Below are 16,408 nucleotides of genomic sequence, written 5' to 3'. Positions count from 1 at the left end.
TCGCTGCATTGCAACGTGTGCAAACTCCTGTGCAGCGGAGTATTGAGCGATCGAAAGTAGGCTGTCGGGATGGTGGTGTTCCTGACGTTTCTCCGCGGGGTCTTGGCAAACCACGCGGCACTGGCTGCGGAGAATGCCCTGTTGCGGCATCAGCTTTCTGTGCTGCAACGGTCGGTGAAGCGGCCGCGGCTGACGCGGCGGGATCGGATGGTGTGGGTTGTGGCGCGGCGGGTGCTGCGGCGATGGCGGGAGTGCCTGGTCATTGTCAAGCCGGCGACGGTGGTCGGGTGGCATCGAGCCGGGTTCCGGCTGTTCTGGCGCTGGAAGTCGCGGGGCGGGCGGCCGCCGGTAAGGACGAATGTTCGAGCTCTCATCAAGCGGATGGCGTCCGAGAACCCGCTGTGGGGAACGCCGCGGATTCAGGCGGAGCTGTCGATGCTTGGGCACAGGATTGGGCGGGCGACGATCGCCAAGTACCTCGGCCGTGATCGTGAGCGCGGGCCGCGGTCCTCGACGTGGCGGGCGTTCATCCACAACCACCTGGACTGCACGGCCGCGATGGACTTCTTCGCCGTACCGACCATCACGGGCCGCGTGCTGTACGTGTTCGTGATCTTGCACCATGCAAGGCGACGAGTCATCCACTTCAACGTGACGGCCCATCCGACGGCGGAGTGGGTTGTGCGTCAACTGCGAGAAGCCTTCCCGTTCGACTCGGCGCCACGGTTCCTGATCCACGACAATGACTCAGTTTTCGGCCAAGCGGTCGATCGGTGCTTGAGCGCGATGGGGATCACGCAGGTTCGGACCTCGCTCGGCTCGCCCTGGCAGAACGCGTACGCGGAGCGGGTGATCGGGACAATGCGACGAGAATGCCTCGATCATGTCATCGTTCTGAACGAGCAACACCTGCTGAGGTTGGTCGGGGATTACTTGAACTACTACCACGAATCCCGCTGCCATCAAGCGTTGGGTCGTGACTCGCCGAACGGACGCACGCCAGACCTTCCTGGGGACGGGCCGATCATCGCGGAGCCGATGGTCGGTGGCCTCCACCATCGCTACCGGAGGGCGGCATGACCGCCAATTTCGGGGACGTGATGAGGTAGTTGGCACCCACAGGGCTTTTTTTGTGAAATTATCCCCGCTACCGGGGAGATGCACGCGGCGGCAAACCCGCCGTTAAGCGGCCAAGACCGGACATTCCAGCGGCCGACCACAGGAGGTCGAGTTGAAGGCGCGAACGAAGCAGCGCACACACGTGGGGAACTCTCGACCTTTCCAGGAGCGAACTGGTCATTCTGGAGTCGATGGTCGGTGACCCTCACCATCATCGTGGCCAATCCGTCTCCGGCGTCGAGCGGTTGCTGTGCGCGGGCCACCAGCGGATGGTCGCCGGGGCGAGTGACTCAAATGTCAGCAGTCTTTGCTGGTCCGGATGCACGCGGGATCCCAGCCAGCTGCGTCCCGCACGCATGACCAGGGTTGATGCGAAGTCACGTGTGCTCCACACGCGAAGGTAGCCCGCAACATCAGTGACAACAAGGCTATCGCCATCCGCCATGAAGCCGACCGAAAGCGGCGCGGAATCAAGTTCCAGGTCCGCAATCAGAGTTGTGTCGGCAATTCGCCACACTTGCAGCTTAGAATCCCAGCTACCAATGGCCGCGAAGCGGTCGTCGGGTGAGACGGCAGCGCAGTTGACTCGATCGTTCGTGTTCTCCGGCAAGGTGCACACGACCGCGCCGCGTTCGATGTCCACAACACGCGCGACGCCGATGTCGGCGCAAACCGCTAGCCGACCGGTAGGACCTACCGCCAGCGGCAGTCCCAGCGAGGCTCCGGAACTGCTTAAGGGCACGGTGCGGAGGGATGCGGCGTCGATCCTCCAAGCGCTTCCGCCGGGTGATCCGATCAGCACTTCATTGCTGTTGGGCCTTGCCGCGAGCGCCGAGTCGTGGGCGACACCGCCGGGGACCTCGATTGTTCGAACGTGTTTACTGTCGACATCGATGCTGACCGTGCCGCCGACGCCCGAGGCAATCAAGGTATTGCGCTCGTGGACAAACTCAGCCGCGGAGACTCTCGAAAGCCCCGATTGGAGTTCAGCGCTTGTTCCAAGATCCTGCGAGCGGAGGATCGAGACCCTTCCTCCGTGCGGGGCAATCAAGGCCAATGCGTTGCCGTCGGATCGTATGGAAACACTGATCGGGGGCTCGGAATCCCGCTGCGCGAAGCCGAGTTCGGTGAGGCTCCAGCGATGAACCTGCCCGTCATAAGAACCCGTGAAGAGCGTACGGCCATCTGCGGATTGAGGGCCCACGAAGACGCCTCGCCCCGGGCAGAGCAACCGGTGCGAGACGATTCCAGATGCCGGGTCGATCAGTCGGAGTGCAGCGTCGACGCCTCCACCAGCGATCCAGCGATCGCCGCATACGAAAGCACCCGTGATGAATCTGGACACGGCGCTGACCCGAGCCGTGGTCCGCAGTGCGCTCGTCTCGAGAACTATCGCCTGGTCCGACATGGTCGCCATCCGTGCGCCGGATGACGAGACGCAGACATCAGCGAAGCCGTCGGGGATGACCGCATGTCGAACCAACCGACCGCTCTCGTCATGCACACACGCGCGGCCGGCGCCGACGGTCACAATGTTGCGCGATTCAGGCAGAAAAGCCAGGCCCCGGACCTCGTCTCCGAAGCGGGTGCGCTCCTTGAGGCTTGGATACTCACACAGAACAACCCGATTGTCGCGAGCATCTCGGAAGGCAATCAACGAGCCGTCTGTCGAGACCAGAAGGTCGTCGATCGGCACGGTCGAAGATTCACGCACAACTTCAAACGACTCCGCGCTGTACGACCTGAGACGGCCGTCCCATGCGCCGACGATCAGGACCGGCTCGCGCGGATGGAAGGCGCAGGCGATCGACTGCTGTCCGGCAAATCCCGGCAGAATCGCAACCGTTTCCAGGGTTGTCGAGTCCAGAACACGTATGTCTTCGTACGTCGCCGCGGCCGCGAGAAGACGTCCATCCGGGTTCAGGCTCAGTTCTTCGATGTTGTTCCGGAATGGGCGAGCCCGGGATTCCGCTCGGTCGGACTCCGCCGCGAGAAGTCGCCACTCCCACGGTCTTTCGTCGGGAGGAATGCTCAGGAGGCGCTGTTGAGCCGCAGTGGCGTCGCCGACTTCGATGTGGGCGGCTGCCGCCGCCAGGTTTGCCAGCGTTCGCTGGCGGCGCAGTTGCCGGTTGGCCTCCTCGAGTTCGACCCCGCGCCGAGTTGCCTGCTTGAGCGCATCGTCTGTCACCAGTCGCAACGAACGCTCCTGACGCGCCGCCCGCAGTTGCATGACAGAGACGGCAATGAGTGAAAACACACCGATCAGCACGGCCGCGACCGGGCCTTTGTTCCGTGCAGCGAGTTTTCGGAGGCGGTAGGTGCGAGAGTCAGGGCCAGCGGAAACGGGCAGCCCTGAAAGACATGCGACGAGGTCTGCCGCGAACTCCGCGGGACTCTGATATCGCCGGTCCGGTTCACGTCGAAGCGCCTCCATCGCGATCCAGCCCAACTCACGGGTCAGCCGAGCCGAGGCCGCAGTCGAGCGTGTGCCGTGCAGAGCGTTGGAACTGGGAGCGGGGAAGATCGGCTCAGACTCACAGATCAATCGAGCGATGCTCTCCGTGCTACGACCTTCGAGTGCCGTCTGATAGGCCGGTGGGCGATCGCTGATCAACTCGTAGAGCACGGCTCCCAACGCATAGACATCGGTCCGTGTGTCGATCTCGCCCGCCTCAATTGAGAACTGCTCCGGGCTCATGTACTCGGGGGTTCCCAGTGGGCCTCGTCCTTCCAGCGTGAGAGAGGGGCCTGCCGTGGCCTCGGCGATCTTGGCGATGCCGAAGTCGATCACGACAGGTCTGGGCCTGTCCGGCGCTCCGGCTACGAGGATGTTGCCCGGTTTCAGATCGCGGTGAATGACGCCCTTGGAGTGAGCGTACTGAATCGCCGCGGCCACTTCGACGAGCAACTTGATGCGCGTCGGGATCGGCGGATTGTGCTCGCGACAGAACTTCGACAGCGAGACGCCCTCGACATACTCCATGGCGAAGTACGGTCGTCCCTGTTCCGTCTCGCCGGCATCAAGGATCTTCGCGATCGCTGGGTGTGACAGGAGTGCCAGAGCGCGTCGCTCGTGATCGAAGCGGCTCAGGATTGCCCGTGTGTCCAGCCCGGGCTTGAGCACCTTGATGGCGACGAGTTGGCGAAATGGCTCCGTCCGTTCGGCGAGGTACACAAGGCCGTACCCGCCCTCACCCAACGATCGAATCGATCGGTAAGGGCCGAACGCCGCTGGAACCATCGAATCAGACTCTGCATCGAGCGCGCTGGCCGCGTACGCCGGGCTTATCGGCCTGACGATCCCGTGGGCTCGGCTCGATCGTTCCAATGCTGCAAGTAGCTGCTCGACTTCTGCCCTGAGCTCACGGTCTTCACCGCAGAGTTCGGTGAGCCGGCGTGCCCGTTCCTCCGGGGCAAGATCGACCACCTTGTCGAAGATCTGCTGGAGCTCTCTGACCGGATCGCTCATGGAGAGCGCCCCGGCGCTGCGATGTCGAGTTCCCGCTGGAGCCACGCGCGTGAGAATCGCCACTCCCGCTCGACCGTCCGCACCGACAACTCCATCGCCTCGGCGATCTGTTCGTGCGTCATGCCGACCAACAGGTGCAGGGAGGCGAGTTCGGCCTTGCGGGCGTCGAGGGCCTCCAGCCGCCCGATCACCTCGCCAAGCCGCTCGACCCCTTCGTGGGATTCATCACTTCGATCCTCAAGATCGACCGTTAGGCCCAGACGCACGCGATCGCCGCCTCGCTTCAGGCGGCTCCTCCGCCGTGCGTAATCGACGAGGATGAGCCTCATCGCCCTGGCCGCGGCACCGAAGAAGTGCGCACGCCCCTTCCAACGGGCATCCCCGCTCTTGACAAGCCTGACGTATGCCTCATGGACCAGCGCAGTGGTCTGGAGTGTCTGGCCTGGCCTGATCTCTCGGAGCCGCGCCCGGGCCAATCGGCGGAGTTCCTCATAGACCTCGGGGAAGACCTCGTCGGTCCGAAAGGAGCTCGTGGAAGCTGATGCGTCGGGTTCGGTCGTCATGGTCGCTCTGGGTGCCGGCCGCGGCCGGCATCCAGCGTCACATTGTCGCAGGAATCCTCTCGCGACGCAAGGCCTGCACGGACTCTGAACATGCCGACTTCCCCCGACCCTACGGCCTGCCGGCCGGCAACGCCTGCACGCGTCCCGCCCACTCGTTCACGCTCCGCTGGACCTGTTCATCTTCAGGGGCCAGAGCGTTTCGTCGCTCCCAGGCACGCAACATGAGGCGAGTCGCCGCGGCCCGCGCCGAGGCAGGAATGCTCGTCGGCGAACGACGATCGTTGAAGAACCAGTCGAGTTGCCGCACCGCCTCTTCGGCTCGATCGAGCGCGATGAGGGACTCTGCGAGCCCCAGGCGAGGGTCGATCGTCATCGGCTCAACCGCTACCGGACTGACCTCAAGACGGGTACGCACCGAGATTCGAGTGCGGAGGAATGGTCGGTACATCCAACGCCTCGGCCGTGACGCGAGGATCGATCGGAGAACCCAGCACGCCGGTCTCGCACGACCGGTCATAGGCATTGAGAAGCTCTTCAACCTCTTTCCGCACTTCGGGCCGTCCTGTGCAGAGCGAGTCGAGCAATTCACCCCGGCGGGAGCGGGGGTGAGAGACCGTCGCCTCAAAGACCTGCTCGACGGTTGGGGTATCAGAAGAACCCGGGTTCATTTGGGTGACTCGATTCGAGGCTGCAAGCCGCACGCCGCGGCGAAGGAGCCCGCTTTGTTCGCCGCTCTTAAACCCACCGTCTTCATTCGTCAAGGACCCACAACACCCGACGAAATCTTGTCGGGTCGCGTCAAACTCCGGCGAATGTCCTGTCAATGCCCCGTCGTGCGGCGGTCGGCAGCCCATCGTCCGGGGCCGAAGCCATCCCACGGCCGGATCCAGCCCGAGTCACAGTTTACAGCGCGAGGTCCCCATGAGAAGTGTGCTCCACCGAGAACCGCTCCCCTGTACGAACGGAAGCCAACTGGTCCCTGTTTCGCCGCGTGTGCGCCGACCGACCCGAGCCGCGATCATGATGCTCGGCCTGCTCGCCCCCAACGCGATCGCCAGCGCGGGTGACGTGGTCATCAGCCAGGTCTACGTGAATGGCGGAGCCGCAAGCGCAACATGGCGCAACGACTATGTCGAGCTGCACAACAGGTCTTCCAGCCCCGTGTCGCTGTCGGGTTGGTCAATCCAGTATGCCTCAAACACTGGGTCCAGTTGGACCCGCACGAACCTGTCCGCTACGACGTTGGCAGCAGGGCAGTTCTATCTGATCCAGCTCAGCGCCGGCGCCGGTGGTGGTCTCCAGCCGCTTCCCACGCCCGATGCGACCGGCACCACAAACATCGGCAACGGCAAACTTGCGCTGATGCGGATCAGCACGACGATCGCGTCGGGAACATCGTGTCCGGTATCAGATGCAAACGTTGCCGTCGACCTCGAGGATTTCGTCGGACTAGGCTCATCGAACTGCTTCGAAGGCGCCGCGGTGGCCCCGGCGAACCCGAGCGGATCAACGGCAACCTACCGGCGAGAGGTCGCGCTCGGTTGCACCGACACCGATCAAAACGGAGCCGACTTCACGACCGGCACGGCCGATCCACGCAATACGGCGTCAACACCAGCCTGGTGCGATGATGGCGCGTGCTGCTTCGGCGTCAACTGCACGGTCACCTCGCAGGCCGGCTGCAGCGGCGGCGTGTTCCATGGCGCAGGCTCATCTTGCAGTCCGGACCCTTGCTCGCTCGGCGCGTGCTGCCTGGACACCGGAGCCTGCCTGCTGCTCGACATCAATGACTGCGGTCTGCAGGGCGGAGTGGTTTTCCTCGGCGAGGGCACGACCTGTACCGGCGGCGCGTGCACGCCCGGTGCGTGCTGCTACGAAGGGGGGTGCTATTTCTATCCGCGCGAGTGGTGCTCGACCAACCCTCCCGGCCGCTACAACGGTGACGGCGTGGTCTGCGCGGGGCTCGATCCGTCATGCTCGCTCGGGGCGTGCTGCAGGGCTGACGGCCAGTGCACGTACGAACTGGAGCAGGACTGCGTCTCTGCCGGCGTGTTCATGGGCCTCAACGCGACTTGTGCGCCGGCGCTGTGTGCCCCGGCAGGCGCGTGCTGCTTCGGGACGTTTGGCACCCTGTGCGAGGTCCGATTTGCATCCAACTGCGTGTTGTCATCGGGGAGCGTCTACCGCGGAGACGGCACAACATGCACGCCGGGGCAGTGCCCAAACACGACAGGTGCCTGCTGCCTGCCGGATGAGACCTGCGTCCAGGCGAGCATCGGAGAATGCGGGTTCCTGAACGGGACGCACCAGGGCGTCGGGCTTGCGTGCACGATCAACCTCTGCGTGAGCGATCCCGTCGGTGCGTGCTGCCGCACGGCGATCTGCGAGATCCTGACCCAGTCGCTGTGCGCGTCAGTCAGCGGGACGTTTGTTCCGAACCAGACCACCTGCGCATCCAACCCGTGCGGCGCGCCGCTGGGGGCGTGCTGCTTCGGCATTAACTGTTCTATCGTGAGCGCTTCGGTCTGCGGCGGCAACCTCTTCCTGGGCGCGGGCTCATCGTGTCTGCCCGACCCGTGCGGCACGGGTGCGTGCTGCACGCTGGCGGGCGCGTGCAGCATCACCGATGTCGCGATGTGCGAAGGCGCGGGCAGTATCTACCTGGGCAACGGCGTCACGTGCTCGCCCGGAATGTGTGCAGACATCGGCGCCTGCTGCTTCGACAGCCAGTGCTACCTCTTGCCAGCCGTGCCGTGCCAGAACCTGAACGGCGACCCACGGGGCGCGGGCACGGGCTGCACGCCATCGAATGACTGCTTGACGGTGGTCTTCCGGGCGTGCTGCCAGACAGATGAATGCATGCTTTGGGATGCCGACACCTGCGATGCGCTGGGCGGAACGTTCCTGCCCAATGAGACGACCTGTGATGCCAACCCGTGCGGTGCGCCGCTGGGCGCGTGCTGCTTCACGCTGACAAACCTGTGCGAGATCCGATCGGCCGCGGCGTGCTCGGGGCCTGGCGGAGGCCCCAAGGTCTTCCACGGCGCCGGCACCAGCTGTGTCAGCAGCCCGTGCGGCGACCCCGGCCTCGGGGCGTGCTGCATCGCTTCGGCATGCACTACGCGGATCGCTTCGACGTGCACGAGCGCGGGCGGGTTGTTCCTCGGAGCGGGCGTGGCATGCGACGCCAACACCTGTCTGGTGGTGGGTGCGTGCTGCCTGCTCGATGGTGCCTGCGCCGAGTTCACCTCAACGGCGTGCGCCACGGCCTCCGGCGTCTACTCGGGCGACGGCACGACGTGCACGGCCAATCTTTGCCCGCGCGGCTGCTGCCTGCCGGATCAGTCGTGCGTCTTCGTGACCTCCACAGCGTGCACGGGGCTCGGCGGCACCTCGCGACCGGGTGCGTGCTCGCCGACGTTCTGCTTCGTGACCTGCTGCGCTCCCGACGGCACCTGCACGCTGGTGTCCGATGCCGCGTGCATCGCCTCCGGCGGTGTGCGCGAGGGGCAGAGCGCCTGTGGGTTGTTCAACTGCTTCGGTGCGTGCTGCTTTGCCAGCTCGGGCGTGTGCCAGGTTCGCGGCAAGCTTAACTGCGTCAATACACTCGTCGGCACCTACTTGGGCTACCAGACGCCGTGCCAGCCGACCACCTGCACCGGCGCATGCTGCATGCCGGGAACGATGACCTGCACGCTGGAGTTCCGCGGCGACTGCCTGGCGATGGGCGGCCTGTTCGTCGGGTTTGAGGTTGCCTGCGGGCCGACGGCATGTCTCGGCGTGTGCTGCGTTTCGACCGGTTGCACCAACGTCACCCAGTCGCAGTGCGATGCCCTCGGCGGCACCTACCGCTTCCACGGGTACAACTGCATCGGTGCGTGCGAGGGAGCGTGCTGTGACTCCGCGGGTGGGTGCTCGCTCACCTTGCCGTCGGGATGCGGCGCCGGATCGGTGTTCCGCGGTCTCGGCACCGTGTGCGATGCCGCGGCGTGCTCGGGCGCGTGCTGCACCGCAGCCGGCTGCGCCCTGGAGACAGTCGCTACCTGCACAGGTAGTTTCCAAGGCGTTGGTGCCGCGTGCGCACCCGGCTCGTGCGGTGGCGCGTGCTGCGTGCGTGATGCTGCTCCGTTCTGCCGGGTCGTTTCTCAGTCGGCGTGCACCCCCGCGTCGGGCGGCATCTACCTGGGCGATGGAACGACGTGCACGGCCACGAACGTGTGCTTCGGCGCGTGCTGCTTCGATCCCGCGGTCGAGGGGGTGCCGCTGGTCTGCCAGTTCACATCTCTTGGCTTCTGCTACGGCCAGAGTGGCGAGTTCCACGGCCTCAACACCACTTGCCAATCCCCGCCGGGGTCGGGCAACTGGGTGGAGTGCTGCGTCGTCAACATGAACATGGTCGGCGGCCTCACCGTGCAAGACTTGTTTGATTTTCTGGCTCTGTACTTCGCAATGGATACACGGGCCGATATCAACGACAGCGGGACGTTCACCGTGCAGGACATCTTCGACTTCCTCGCCGGCTACTTCTTCGGCTGCTCCTGACTTCACAACGCACTCTTGCTTGGTGTTGGATACGGACCGAGGGCGACTCCGCGATGGCGGAGCCGCCCTCTTGTCGCCCGGCGTCCGAAGCCTTGGTTTCGACTATGTTGGTCGGGTGGAACTGGATGACCTTCAGCACGCGGGCGATCTGACGGTCGCGTCCTGCACGTGATCCTGACCAGTTTGCAAGATTCGGCGCCGACGTTTGGGAGCGCAGAGTGCAGTTCAAACATCCGGAGGATTCGAGTTCCCATAAGTTAGGAGTACGGGGGGGAATAGGGCGCACTCCGAGTGCGAATGTCGATAGGGCCCCTTCGCTGGCTAGCCCACTTGTAGAAACGCGCCGCTCATTGCGACTCCGTTGTGGAAAACCGCGAAATCCTTCGAGAAAACCGGGGGTAGTTCGAACCCCATCGGGGTCATTCTGCGGCTTGCTTCGCGGGCGTGTCGCTCCCGGGGTTGGGCTGGCGCTCAGACAGCGCGGTGTCGAGCCAACGGTGCAGGCCGGGCAGGTCGTATCGGGGTGAATCGGGCTGGGTTGGGGCCAGCGTGTTCAACTGGTGGTTGACGTTGCCGCGGATGCACGCATCGTGCGCGGCGAGGTCCCAGACGATCAGTTCGCCGCGCTGGGTGCCGGCGATGATGTACCGGCCATCGGGGCTTGCCGCGGCGGCGGTGATCGGAAGCGGGTCAGGCGGCGCGAGCCAGAGCAGGACGCGGCCGTCGCAGCGGGCATCCATGAGCGAGATCGCGCCGGCGAACGCGACGGTGTGGAACTCGCGGTGAGCGGTGGTGTCGATCGCCACAACGGGTTCATCGCGCAGTCGAAACTCGGGCCACCAGGGGTTGTCGGTCCGGCCGATCAGCAGCGAACCGCGGGAAGTGCCAACAAGCACGCGCTCGCCGCGAGGTTCGATACCGAGCGAAGTGAACACTCGGGCCGCGTCGAGGGCTGTGCCGGACGGAATGAGCAGGGGAGCGCGGAGAACCGCCCCGCCGGGGCTTCGCAGGAAAACACGGCGATGATCATCCAGAGCGGCGAACGCTTCGCCGTCCGGTGACCAGGCGAAGGCGGATACCCGTGCATCATCAGTCGAGAAACGCCAGAGGTCGCGCCAAGCCCCATCGACGATGCGCACCGCGCCGCGGCCGTCGCTCACGGCGAAGAGGTTTCGGGGTCGGTTGAACGCGATCGTCGCGAGGCCGGTGGCCGCGCCGAAGTCGGCTGAGGGCGGATCTCGCGGCAAGCCCGACTGTCCCGCCGGGGAGATCGACCAGTGCCGGACACCTCCGCGTTCATCGCGTGTGAGGAGTGTCTCATCGTCGGTGAACCAAGCGGCCACGATGCCGACGCTGTGTGCCGCGAAGGTGCTTGCCCAGGGTCGAAGGCCCGGCGCCCAGAGCCGTGCGCAACCGTCCTGATCGATGGAGATGAACCGCTCCGCGTTGACGGCCGGAGTGCGATCTCGCGGAGAGTCCGGGAACGCGACCTTCGCCGCGAAGATGATCGGTGCGGCGTGGCCGATCAAATCGCGCCCGGCTTGGCCGCTGGCGTCGAGCAGATGCAGCCGTGCCGACCCGGGACCGACCCGGATGCCGGGTCCGGTGGTGGGCCGTGGGCCGAGTCTTGCCGACGGCGAACGCAGAGCCGAGCGGGCCTGATCGGCTTCGGGGCTCGGAACCTCCAAATCGTCGAGCGTGGACAGATCGAGCCTGTGCGGCTTGCCATCCTCTCCACACCAGAGGAGTGCGGGTTGAGAGCCCTGGTCGAACCTGATCGCGGCGGGCGCTGCGTCGAGTCGGGTGGAGGCGATGCAGGGATCCTGTACGTAGTGCGCACGCAGAGCCCAGAGTGCCTCGCGACGGATTCGATCGCGATTGGCCGCGGAGACGGGATCGGCGGGCTGGCCGGCGGTGAATGTTCCGAACATCACCCGCCAGAGGGATCGTTCGGCGGTCGCGTCGTGCCGGAGCACGTCCTTGTATTGAGCCTCCAGCACGTCGCTGTCGCGTGATGTGGAATCGGCCCGTGCGCTGTTCAGACTCGAAAGCAGTTTGGCGTTGGCGGTCTGGAGGGCGGCGTTCTTGAGCCTGAACGACTGCACGAAGAAGGCCATCGATCCGACCAGGAGCACGCCTGCGATGGCTAGCGGGACGCGGTATCGGCGTGCCGACTTGCGCAGTTGGTACAGGCCGCTGTCCCGCCGGGCCTCGACCGCCTCGCCGAGAAGCCAGCGATGCAGGTCGCGTCCGAGCGTGCCGGCGGACTCGTATCGCCGCGATGGGTCCTTGTGCATCGCGGTCAGGATGATGGTCTCGAGGTCCTTGTCGATCGCGTGGTTGAAGGTCGAAGGCCTCATGGGCTCGGCGGTCTCGATGGCCTGCAACTCGGCGATGATCGAGCCGGCGTGCTCGAAGGGCCATCGGCCGCAGGCCAACTCGTAGAGGATCACGCCCAGCGAGTAGACATCGCTGCGGACATCCGCACGCGCGGACGCGTCTGAGGCGGCGCGGAGACGTTCGGGTGAGGCGTACCGGATCGTCCCCCCGAAGTGCCCCTGCTGGGTGATCGCCGTCGCATCGCTCCGCAGAGGTCGGGCCATTCCGAAGTCCACGACCTTCGCGATGGCTTCGAGCCCGTCGCCCTTGACGAGGATGTTGGAAGGTTTGAGGTCCTGGTGCAGAGACCCTCGGTTGTGCGCGTGCTGAACACCCTCGCACACACCCAGGAACAGGCGGACCACGGACACGAGCCGGCGGCGGGCCGCGGCCGAGTGCCGCGAATCCGCGGTCGCAACCGGGCGCCACTTGTCGAGCGGAACCCCGTCGATGTGCTCCATCACGATCGCGTACCGATCGCCGCGCACGCGGAGCATGTGGTAGATCGTCACGACGTTGGGGTGGTCGAGCGAGGCCGAGATCTCGGCTTCGCGCTCGAACCGGCGGACCTGTTCCGGCGAGGCGAAGCGGCCCGCGAGCAGCATCTTGATGGCGACCAGGCGCTGGGTCTGAAGGTCGATGGCCTTGTAGACCACGCCCTGTCCACCCGCGTGGATCGAATCGAGGATTCGGTAGCCCGGGACCAGATCGGGCGAGACTTCGAGCGTGTCGATGGCCGGCGCGGCGCCGGGTTCACGCGGCTCGCGACCGGTGGGGGGAGTCAAGGGTTGTGCGGATTCTTCGGCGTACCCACGGACGAAGGCGATATTCGCGCTCGCGGCATCGATCCGCGTTCGGCAGCGGGCGCAGCCATCGAGGTGTGCCTGCTCGTGCGTGTTGGCGATCGCGCCGGCGGCGATCTCTTCAAGCCGATCGCTCGGCGGGCAGCCGTCGTGGCCATGGTTGTGGTCGGGCGTCGGCGGCACGGTGGAGGTTCTCGTGAATCAACATCCGCGGGCAACCGGGTGCTCAGGCCGGATCAACAAACTCCGCCTCGACTTGTTCGATGATCGAGCGGAGTTTTTCGGCGATGCGGGCCTTCGCCTGGTAGACCGAGGCGATGCTCAGGCCGCACTCGGCGGCGGCGGTCTCGGCGGGAATCTTGCGCTCGACGACCATCTCGAACGCGCGGATCGTTGCCTCATCGTGTCCGCTGTGCTCGCGGAGCCGGCGCTTGGCTTCATTCAAGACGGCACGGCGCTCCTCGGCGGTCCAGGCCTGGTCGAAGGTGTGCTGGTCGGGGAGGGCCACGATCGCCGACTCGCCGCGGCCGATGCGAGCCCGCCGCTCGGCGTTGAGCAGGTCAATCGCCCGGTTGCGGGCGATTCCGGCGATCCATGATCGGAGTCGGCCCTTGTCTCGGTTGTACTTGCCGAGACGGTAGTCGCGGACAAACTCGAACAGAACTTGCTGGGCCACATCAGCCGCATCCTCGGGCCGAAGGCCGAGCCTGAGCACGACCCCGAGGATAATGGGGCGGTACCGCGCGTCGAACTGCGACCACACCTCGGTGTTCGCGGTGTCGAAAAGGCCGGCGAGCAACTGGCTGGTGGTCTGACTGTGCGGCGGAGGATTGGGCAATGTGATTCGTCCCGCCAAGAAGAAGTCGCGCGGTCGCGGGCTGGCCGGGAGGTCGAACTACCCGTCCAAGTCCCTAAGACTGCTGATCCTGACTACCAAAGATGATACCGCGCCATCCCGGATCATGGCCGTGTGTCAGAAGACCCCTGCTTGCGGGCAGTAAGTCAAGATGGCTGTGGTATGTTCAGTACAGAGAATCCACGTTGGCCGAGCCTCTTGGCCTGTGCTTGCTCAAGTTGATCGGGACCCGAAGCCCCGAATCGAGGTGGTACGGATGACCGGGACGTGCTCATGGATTCGGGGGGCTGCGCGAGCCGCGCTGTGCGCGGCCGTTGTTTTCGCCCTGGCGAACGGGTCGGCCCTCGCGCAGGGGCAGCCGCGGAATGACCTGTGCGCCAACGCGACACTGATCCCGCTCTGCACCGACATCGCCGGATCGAACATCAACGCGGGGACTGAAGGCCAGACGACCTGCAGCGCCTCGGTGCGTGATGTCTACTACCGATTCATCCCGCCGGTCACACGCGCCTATCGGGTGTTTCTGTGCGGGTCGAGCTCGAACTGGGACAGCGTGCTGTCCGTGCACACCAACTGCCCGGCCGGGACCGCCAACGCCATCGCCTGCAACGACGACTTCTGCGGCGCCAGGTCGCAGATCGACGCGGTCTTCCTTGATGCCCAGACGCCGTACATCATCCGCGTCGCCTCCGGCGGACCGGTAGGAACCAACGGCAGCAACTTCATCCTAAAGGTCTGCTTCGCCGAGATGAGCACCTCCGGGGCGTGCTGCTGCACCGACACCTGCTCCTGCACGTTCATGGCTTCCGCCGCCGCGTGCACGTGCGAAGGCTGCAAGACCGGGGTGTGGATCCCCGGTGGCGTGTGCTCGCCGGTGAACTACTGCCAGGTCAAGGGTGCGTGCTGCGGAGCGGCCGGGTCGTGCTTCCTGACGACCCTGGATGAGTGCCTCGGCAGCTTCATCGGTGTGGGTGCGCCGTGCGAGCCGATTGATCCGTGCATCGCCACGCCCCAGGAGGGCGCGTGCTGCAAGGGTTCGACGTGCGAGTCCACGGCGGCGGCGAGTTGCACGGGCGCGAACACGCAGTTCATGGGCGTCGGAACGGTGTGCAACGCGGCCGGGAACAACACCGCGCCGTGCTGCAAGGCCGACTACAACCAGTCGGGCGGCGTGACCGTGCAGGACCTGTTCGATTTCCTGGCCGCCTACTTCGGCGGGAGCCTGCTCGTGGACATCAACGGGTCGGGGACGGTCAGCGTGCAGGACCTGTTCGATTTCCTGACCGCGTACTTCGAGGGCTGCCCGTAGCGGTCACCGCTTCCGGTCGGGCCCGCGATGCACGCTCACTTGATCGACGCCTTCAGCTGGGCTGCCCTGTCGGTGCGCTCCCACGTGAACGTGTCGTACTTCTTGCCCTTGTACGTGATCGAGCCGGGGGCGCGGCCGAAGTGCCCGTGCTTGGCGGTGGGGGAGTAGATCGGCGTGCGCAGGTTCAGGGTCTCGATGATCCCGCGCGGCGTCAGCTTGAACGTCTCGCGGATGGCCCTGGAGATCTTCTCCTCGGCGACCTTGGCGGTCCCGAAGGTGTCCACGTACACGCTGGTCGGCTCGGCGACACCGATGGCGTAACTCAGCTGGATCTCGCACCGATCCGCCAGGCCCGCGGCCACGACGTTCTTGGCGATGTAGCGGGCCATGTACGCCGCGGAGCGATCGACCTTGGTCGGGTCTTTCCCGCTGAAGGCCCCGCCGCCGTGCCGGCCCATGCCGCCGTAGGTGTCCACGATGATCTTCCGCCCGGTCAGGCCCGTGTCGCCGTGCGGCCCGCCGATCTCGAAGCGGCCGGTCGGGTTGACGTGGATCGTGATCCCCGGGTTCCACCACGAGCCCAGCACGGGCTTGATGATGTGCTCGACGACCTGCTTCTTGAGGTCCTCCTGGCGGTCGTTCCACATCGGCTCGTGCTGGGTCGAGAGCACGACCGTGTCGACGCGGACGGGCTTGTCGTCCTGGTACTCGACGGTGACCTGGCTCTTGGCGTCGGGCCGCAGGCCGGGGATCTTCCCGCTCTTGCGGGCATCCGCCTGCCGCTCGACCAGCAGGTGCGAGAGCTGGATGGGCAGCGGCATGAACTCGGGCGTGTCCTTGCACGCGAAGCCGAACATCATGCCCTGGTCGCCCGCGCCCTCGCGGTTGACGCCCATCGCGATGTCGTTGGACTGCTTGTTGATCGCGACCATGACGCCCGCGCTGTCGGCGTCGAACCGCATGTCCCCGGAGGTGTACCCGATGTCCCGGATCGTCTCGCGGACCAGGTCCGGGATGCTGACGTAGGTGTTGGTCGTGATCTCGCCGGCGACGACGACCATGCCCGTGCAGCACAGCGTCTCGCACGCCACCCGGCTGAAGGGGTCGTCGGCGATCATCGCGTCGAGCACGGCATCGGAGATCTGGTCCGAGACCTTGTCGGGGTGGCCCATCGAGACGGACTCGGACGTGAACAGGCGGGTCATCTGGGACATCGTGGGGCTCTCCCGGAAAATAGGGACGGGAGGGTAGGCGTTTGCGGCGCGGGGCGGGGAAACGGCCCACACGCCCGAGCAAACCAGCCGGAGGCGGCGCCCCATGCCTCCGGGGCGCATCCTCCGGCCGTTCGCGGGGCCTTTATCCGCCGTT

The 16,408-nt window shown here is 65.6% G+C and carries 9 protein-coding genes; 3 read left to right on the top strand and 6 right to left on the bottom strand.

Translation table 11 applies throughout. From position 1 onward, the window contains the following. The first annotated feature begins 69 nt into the window (after nucleotides 1–69). Entirely contained in the window at nucleotides 70–1,080 is a 1,011-nt protein-coding gene (locus tag IT430_03760; GenBank protein ID MCC6907035.1) for a transposase, read from the top strand. Between the two features lie 250 nt (nucleotides 1,081–1,330). Here the strand turns inward: IT430_03760 and IT430_03755 are convergent, their stop codons facing one another. The 3 genes from IT430_03755 to IT430_03745 form a co-directional block, all read right to left on the bottom strand. Beyond that, on the bottom strand, nucleotides 1,331–4,588 hold the full coding sequence (locus IT430_03755; GenBank protein MCC6907034.1) for a protein kinase: 3,258 nt from the start codon (nucleotides 4,586–4,588) through the stop codon (nucleotides 1,331–1,333). Further along, nucleotides 4,585–5,151, bottom strand: coding sequence for a sigma-70 family RNA polymerase sigma factor (locus tag IT430_03750; GenBank protein ID MCC6907033.1), 567 nt, complete (start codon nucleotides 5,149–5,151; stop codon nucleotides 4,585–4,587). The genes IT430_03755 and IT430_03750 overlap by 4 nt, the downstream gene beginning before the upstream one ends. A gap of 109 nt (nucleotides 5,152–5,260) precedes the next feature. Next, nucleotides 5,261–5,524, bottom strand: a complete 264-nt coding sequence (locus IT430_03745; GenBank protein MCC6907032.1) for a hypothetical protein — start codon at nucleotides 5,522–5,524, stop codon at nucleotides 5,261–5,263. A 647-nt stretch (nucleotides 5,525–6,171) separates the two neighbouring features. On the opposite strand from IT430_03745, the gene IT430_03740 reads away from it, so the two are divergent. After that, nucleotides 6,172–9,693 carry a lamin tail domain-containing protein gene (locus IT430_03740; GenBank protein ID MCC6907031.1) on the top strand — a complete coding sequence of 1,174 codons (3,522 nt, stop codon included), beginning with the start codon at nucleotides 6,172–6,174 and terminating at the stop codon, nucleotides 9,691–9,693. A gap of 419 nt (nucleotides 9,694–10,112) precedes the next feature. Here IT430_03740 and IT430_03735 read toward each other — a convergent pair whose 3' ends face one another. Both IT430_03735 and IT430_03730 read right to left on the bottom strand, forming a co-directional pair. Then, nucleotides 10,113–13,058: a protein kinase gene (locus IT430_03735; protein ID MCC6907030.1), complete on the bottom strand. Its 2,946-nt coding sequence runs from the start codon at nucleotides 13,056–13,058 to the stop codon at nucleotides 10,113–10,115. Between the two features lie 43 nt (nucleotides 13,059–13,101). Continuing rightward, nucleotides 13,102–13,713 (bottom strand): sigma-70 family RNA polymerase sigma factor, encoded by a 612-nt coding sequence (locus tag IT430_03730; GenBank protein MCC6907029.1) that lies wholly within the window; start codon nucleotides 13,711–13,713, stop codon nucleotides 13,102–13,104. A gap of 274 nt (nucleotides 13,714–13,987) precedes the next feature. Here IT430_03730 and IT430_03725 point away from each other — a divergent pair, with 274 nt between their 5' ends. Next, complete coding sequence (locus IT430_03725; protein MCC6907028.1) at nucleotides 13,988–15,040, top strand: hypothetical protein; 1,053 nt, start codon at nucleotides 13,988–13,990, stop codon at nucleotides 15,038–15,040. A gap of 35 nt (nucleotides 15,041–15,075) precedes the next feature. On the opposite strand, the gene IT430_03720 is transcribed toward IT430_03725, so the two are convergent. Continuing rightward, nucleotides 15,076–16,254 carry a methionine adenosyltransferase gene (locus tag IT430_03720; protein ID MCC6907027.1) on the bottom strand — a complete coding sequence of 393 codons (1,179 nt, stop codon included), beginning with the start codon at nucleotides 16,252–16,254 and terminating at the stop codon, nucleotides 15,076–15,078. Nucleotides 16,255–16,408 lie beyond the last annotated feature (154 nt).

The organism is Phycisphaerales bacterium (assembly GCA_020852515.1).
Taxonomy (GTDB): domain Bacteria; phylum Planctomycetota; class Phycisphaerae; order Phycisphaerales; family UBA5793; genus UBA5793.
This window is presented reverse-complemented; position numbering and strand designations above follow the sequence as displayed.

Excerpts from the sequence above, each read along its gene's own strand:
- IT430_03725 (MCC6907028.1), top strand. The coding sequence starts at position 13,988 with ATGACCGGGACGTGCTCATGGATTCGGGGGGCTGCGCGAGCCGCGCTG.
- IT430_03745 (MCC6907032.1), bottom strand. The coding sequence starts at position 5,524 with ATGACGATCGACCCTCGCCTGGGGCTCGCAGAGTCCCTCATCGCGCTC.
- IT430_03740 (MCC6907031.1), top strand. The coding sequence starts at position 6,172 with ATGATGCTCGGCCTGCTCGCCCCCAACGCGATCGCCAGCGCGGGTGAC.
- IT430_03720 (MCC6907027.1), bottom strand. The coding sequence starts at position 16,254 with ATGTCCCAGATGACCCGCCTGTTCACGTCCGAGTCCGTCTCGATGGGC.
- IT430_03760 (MCC6907035.1), top strand. The coding sequence starts at position 70 with ATGGTGGTGTTCCTGACGTTTCTCCGCGGGGTCTTGGCAAACCACGCG.
- IT430_03755 (MCC6907034.1), bottom strand. The coding sequence starts at position 4,588 with ATGAGCGATCCGGTCAGAGAGCTCCAGCAGATCTTCGACAAGGTGGTC.
- IT430_03750 (MCC6907033.1), bottom strand. The coding sequence starts at position 5,151 with ATGACGACCGAACCCGACGCATCAGCTTCCACGAGCTCCTTTCGGACC.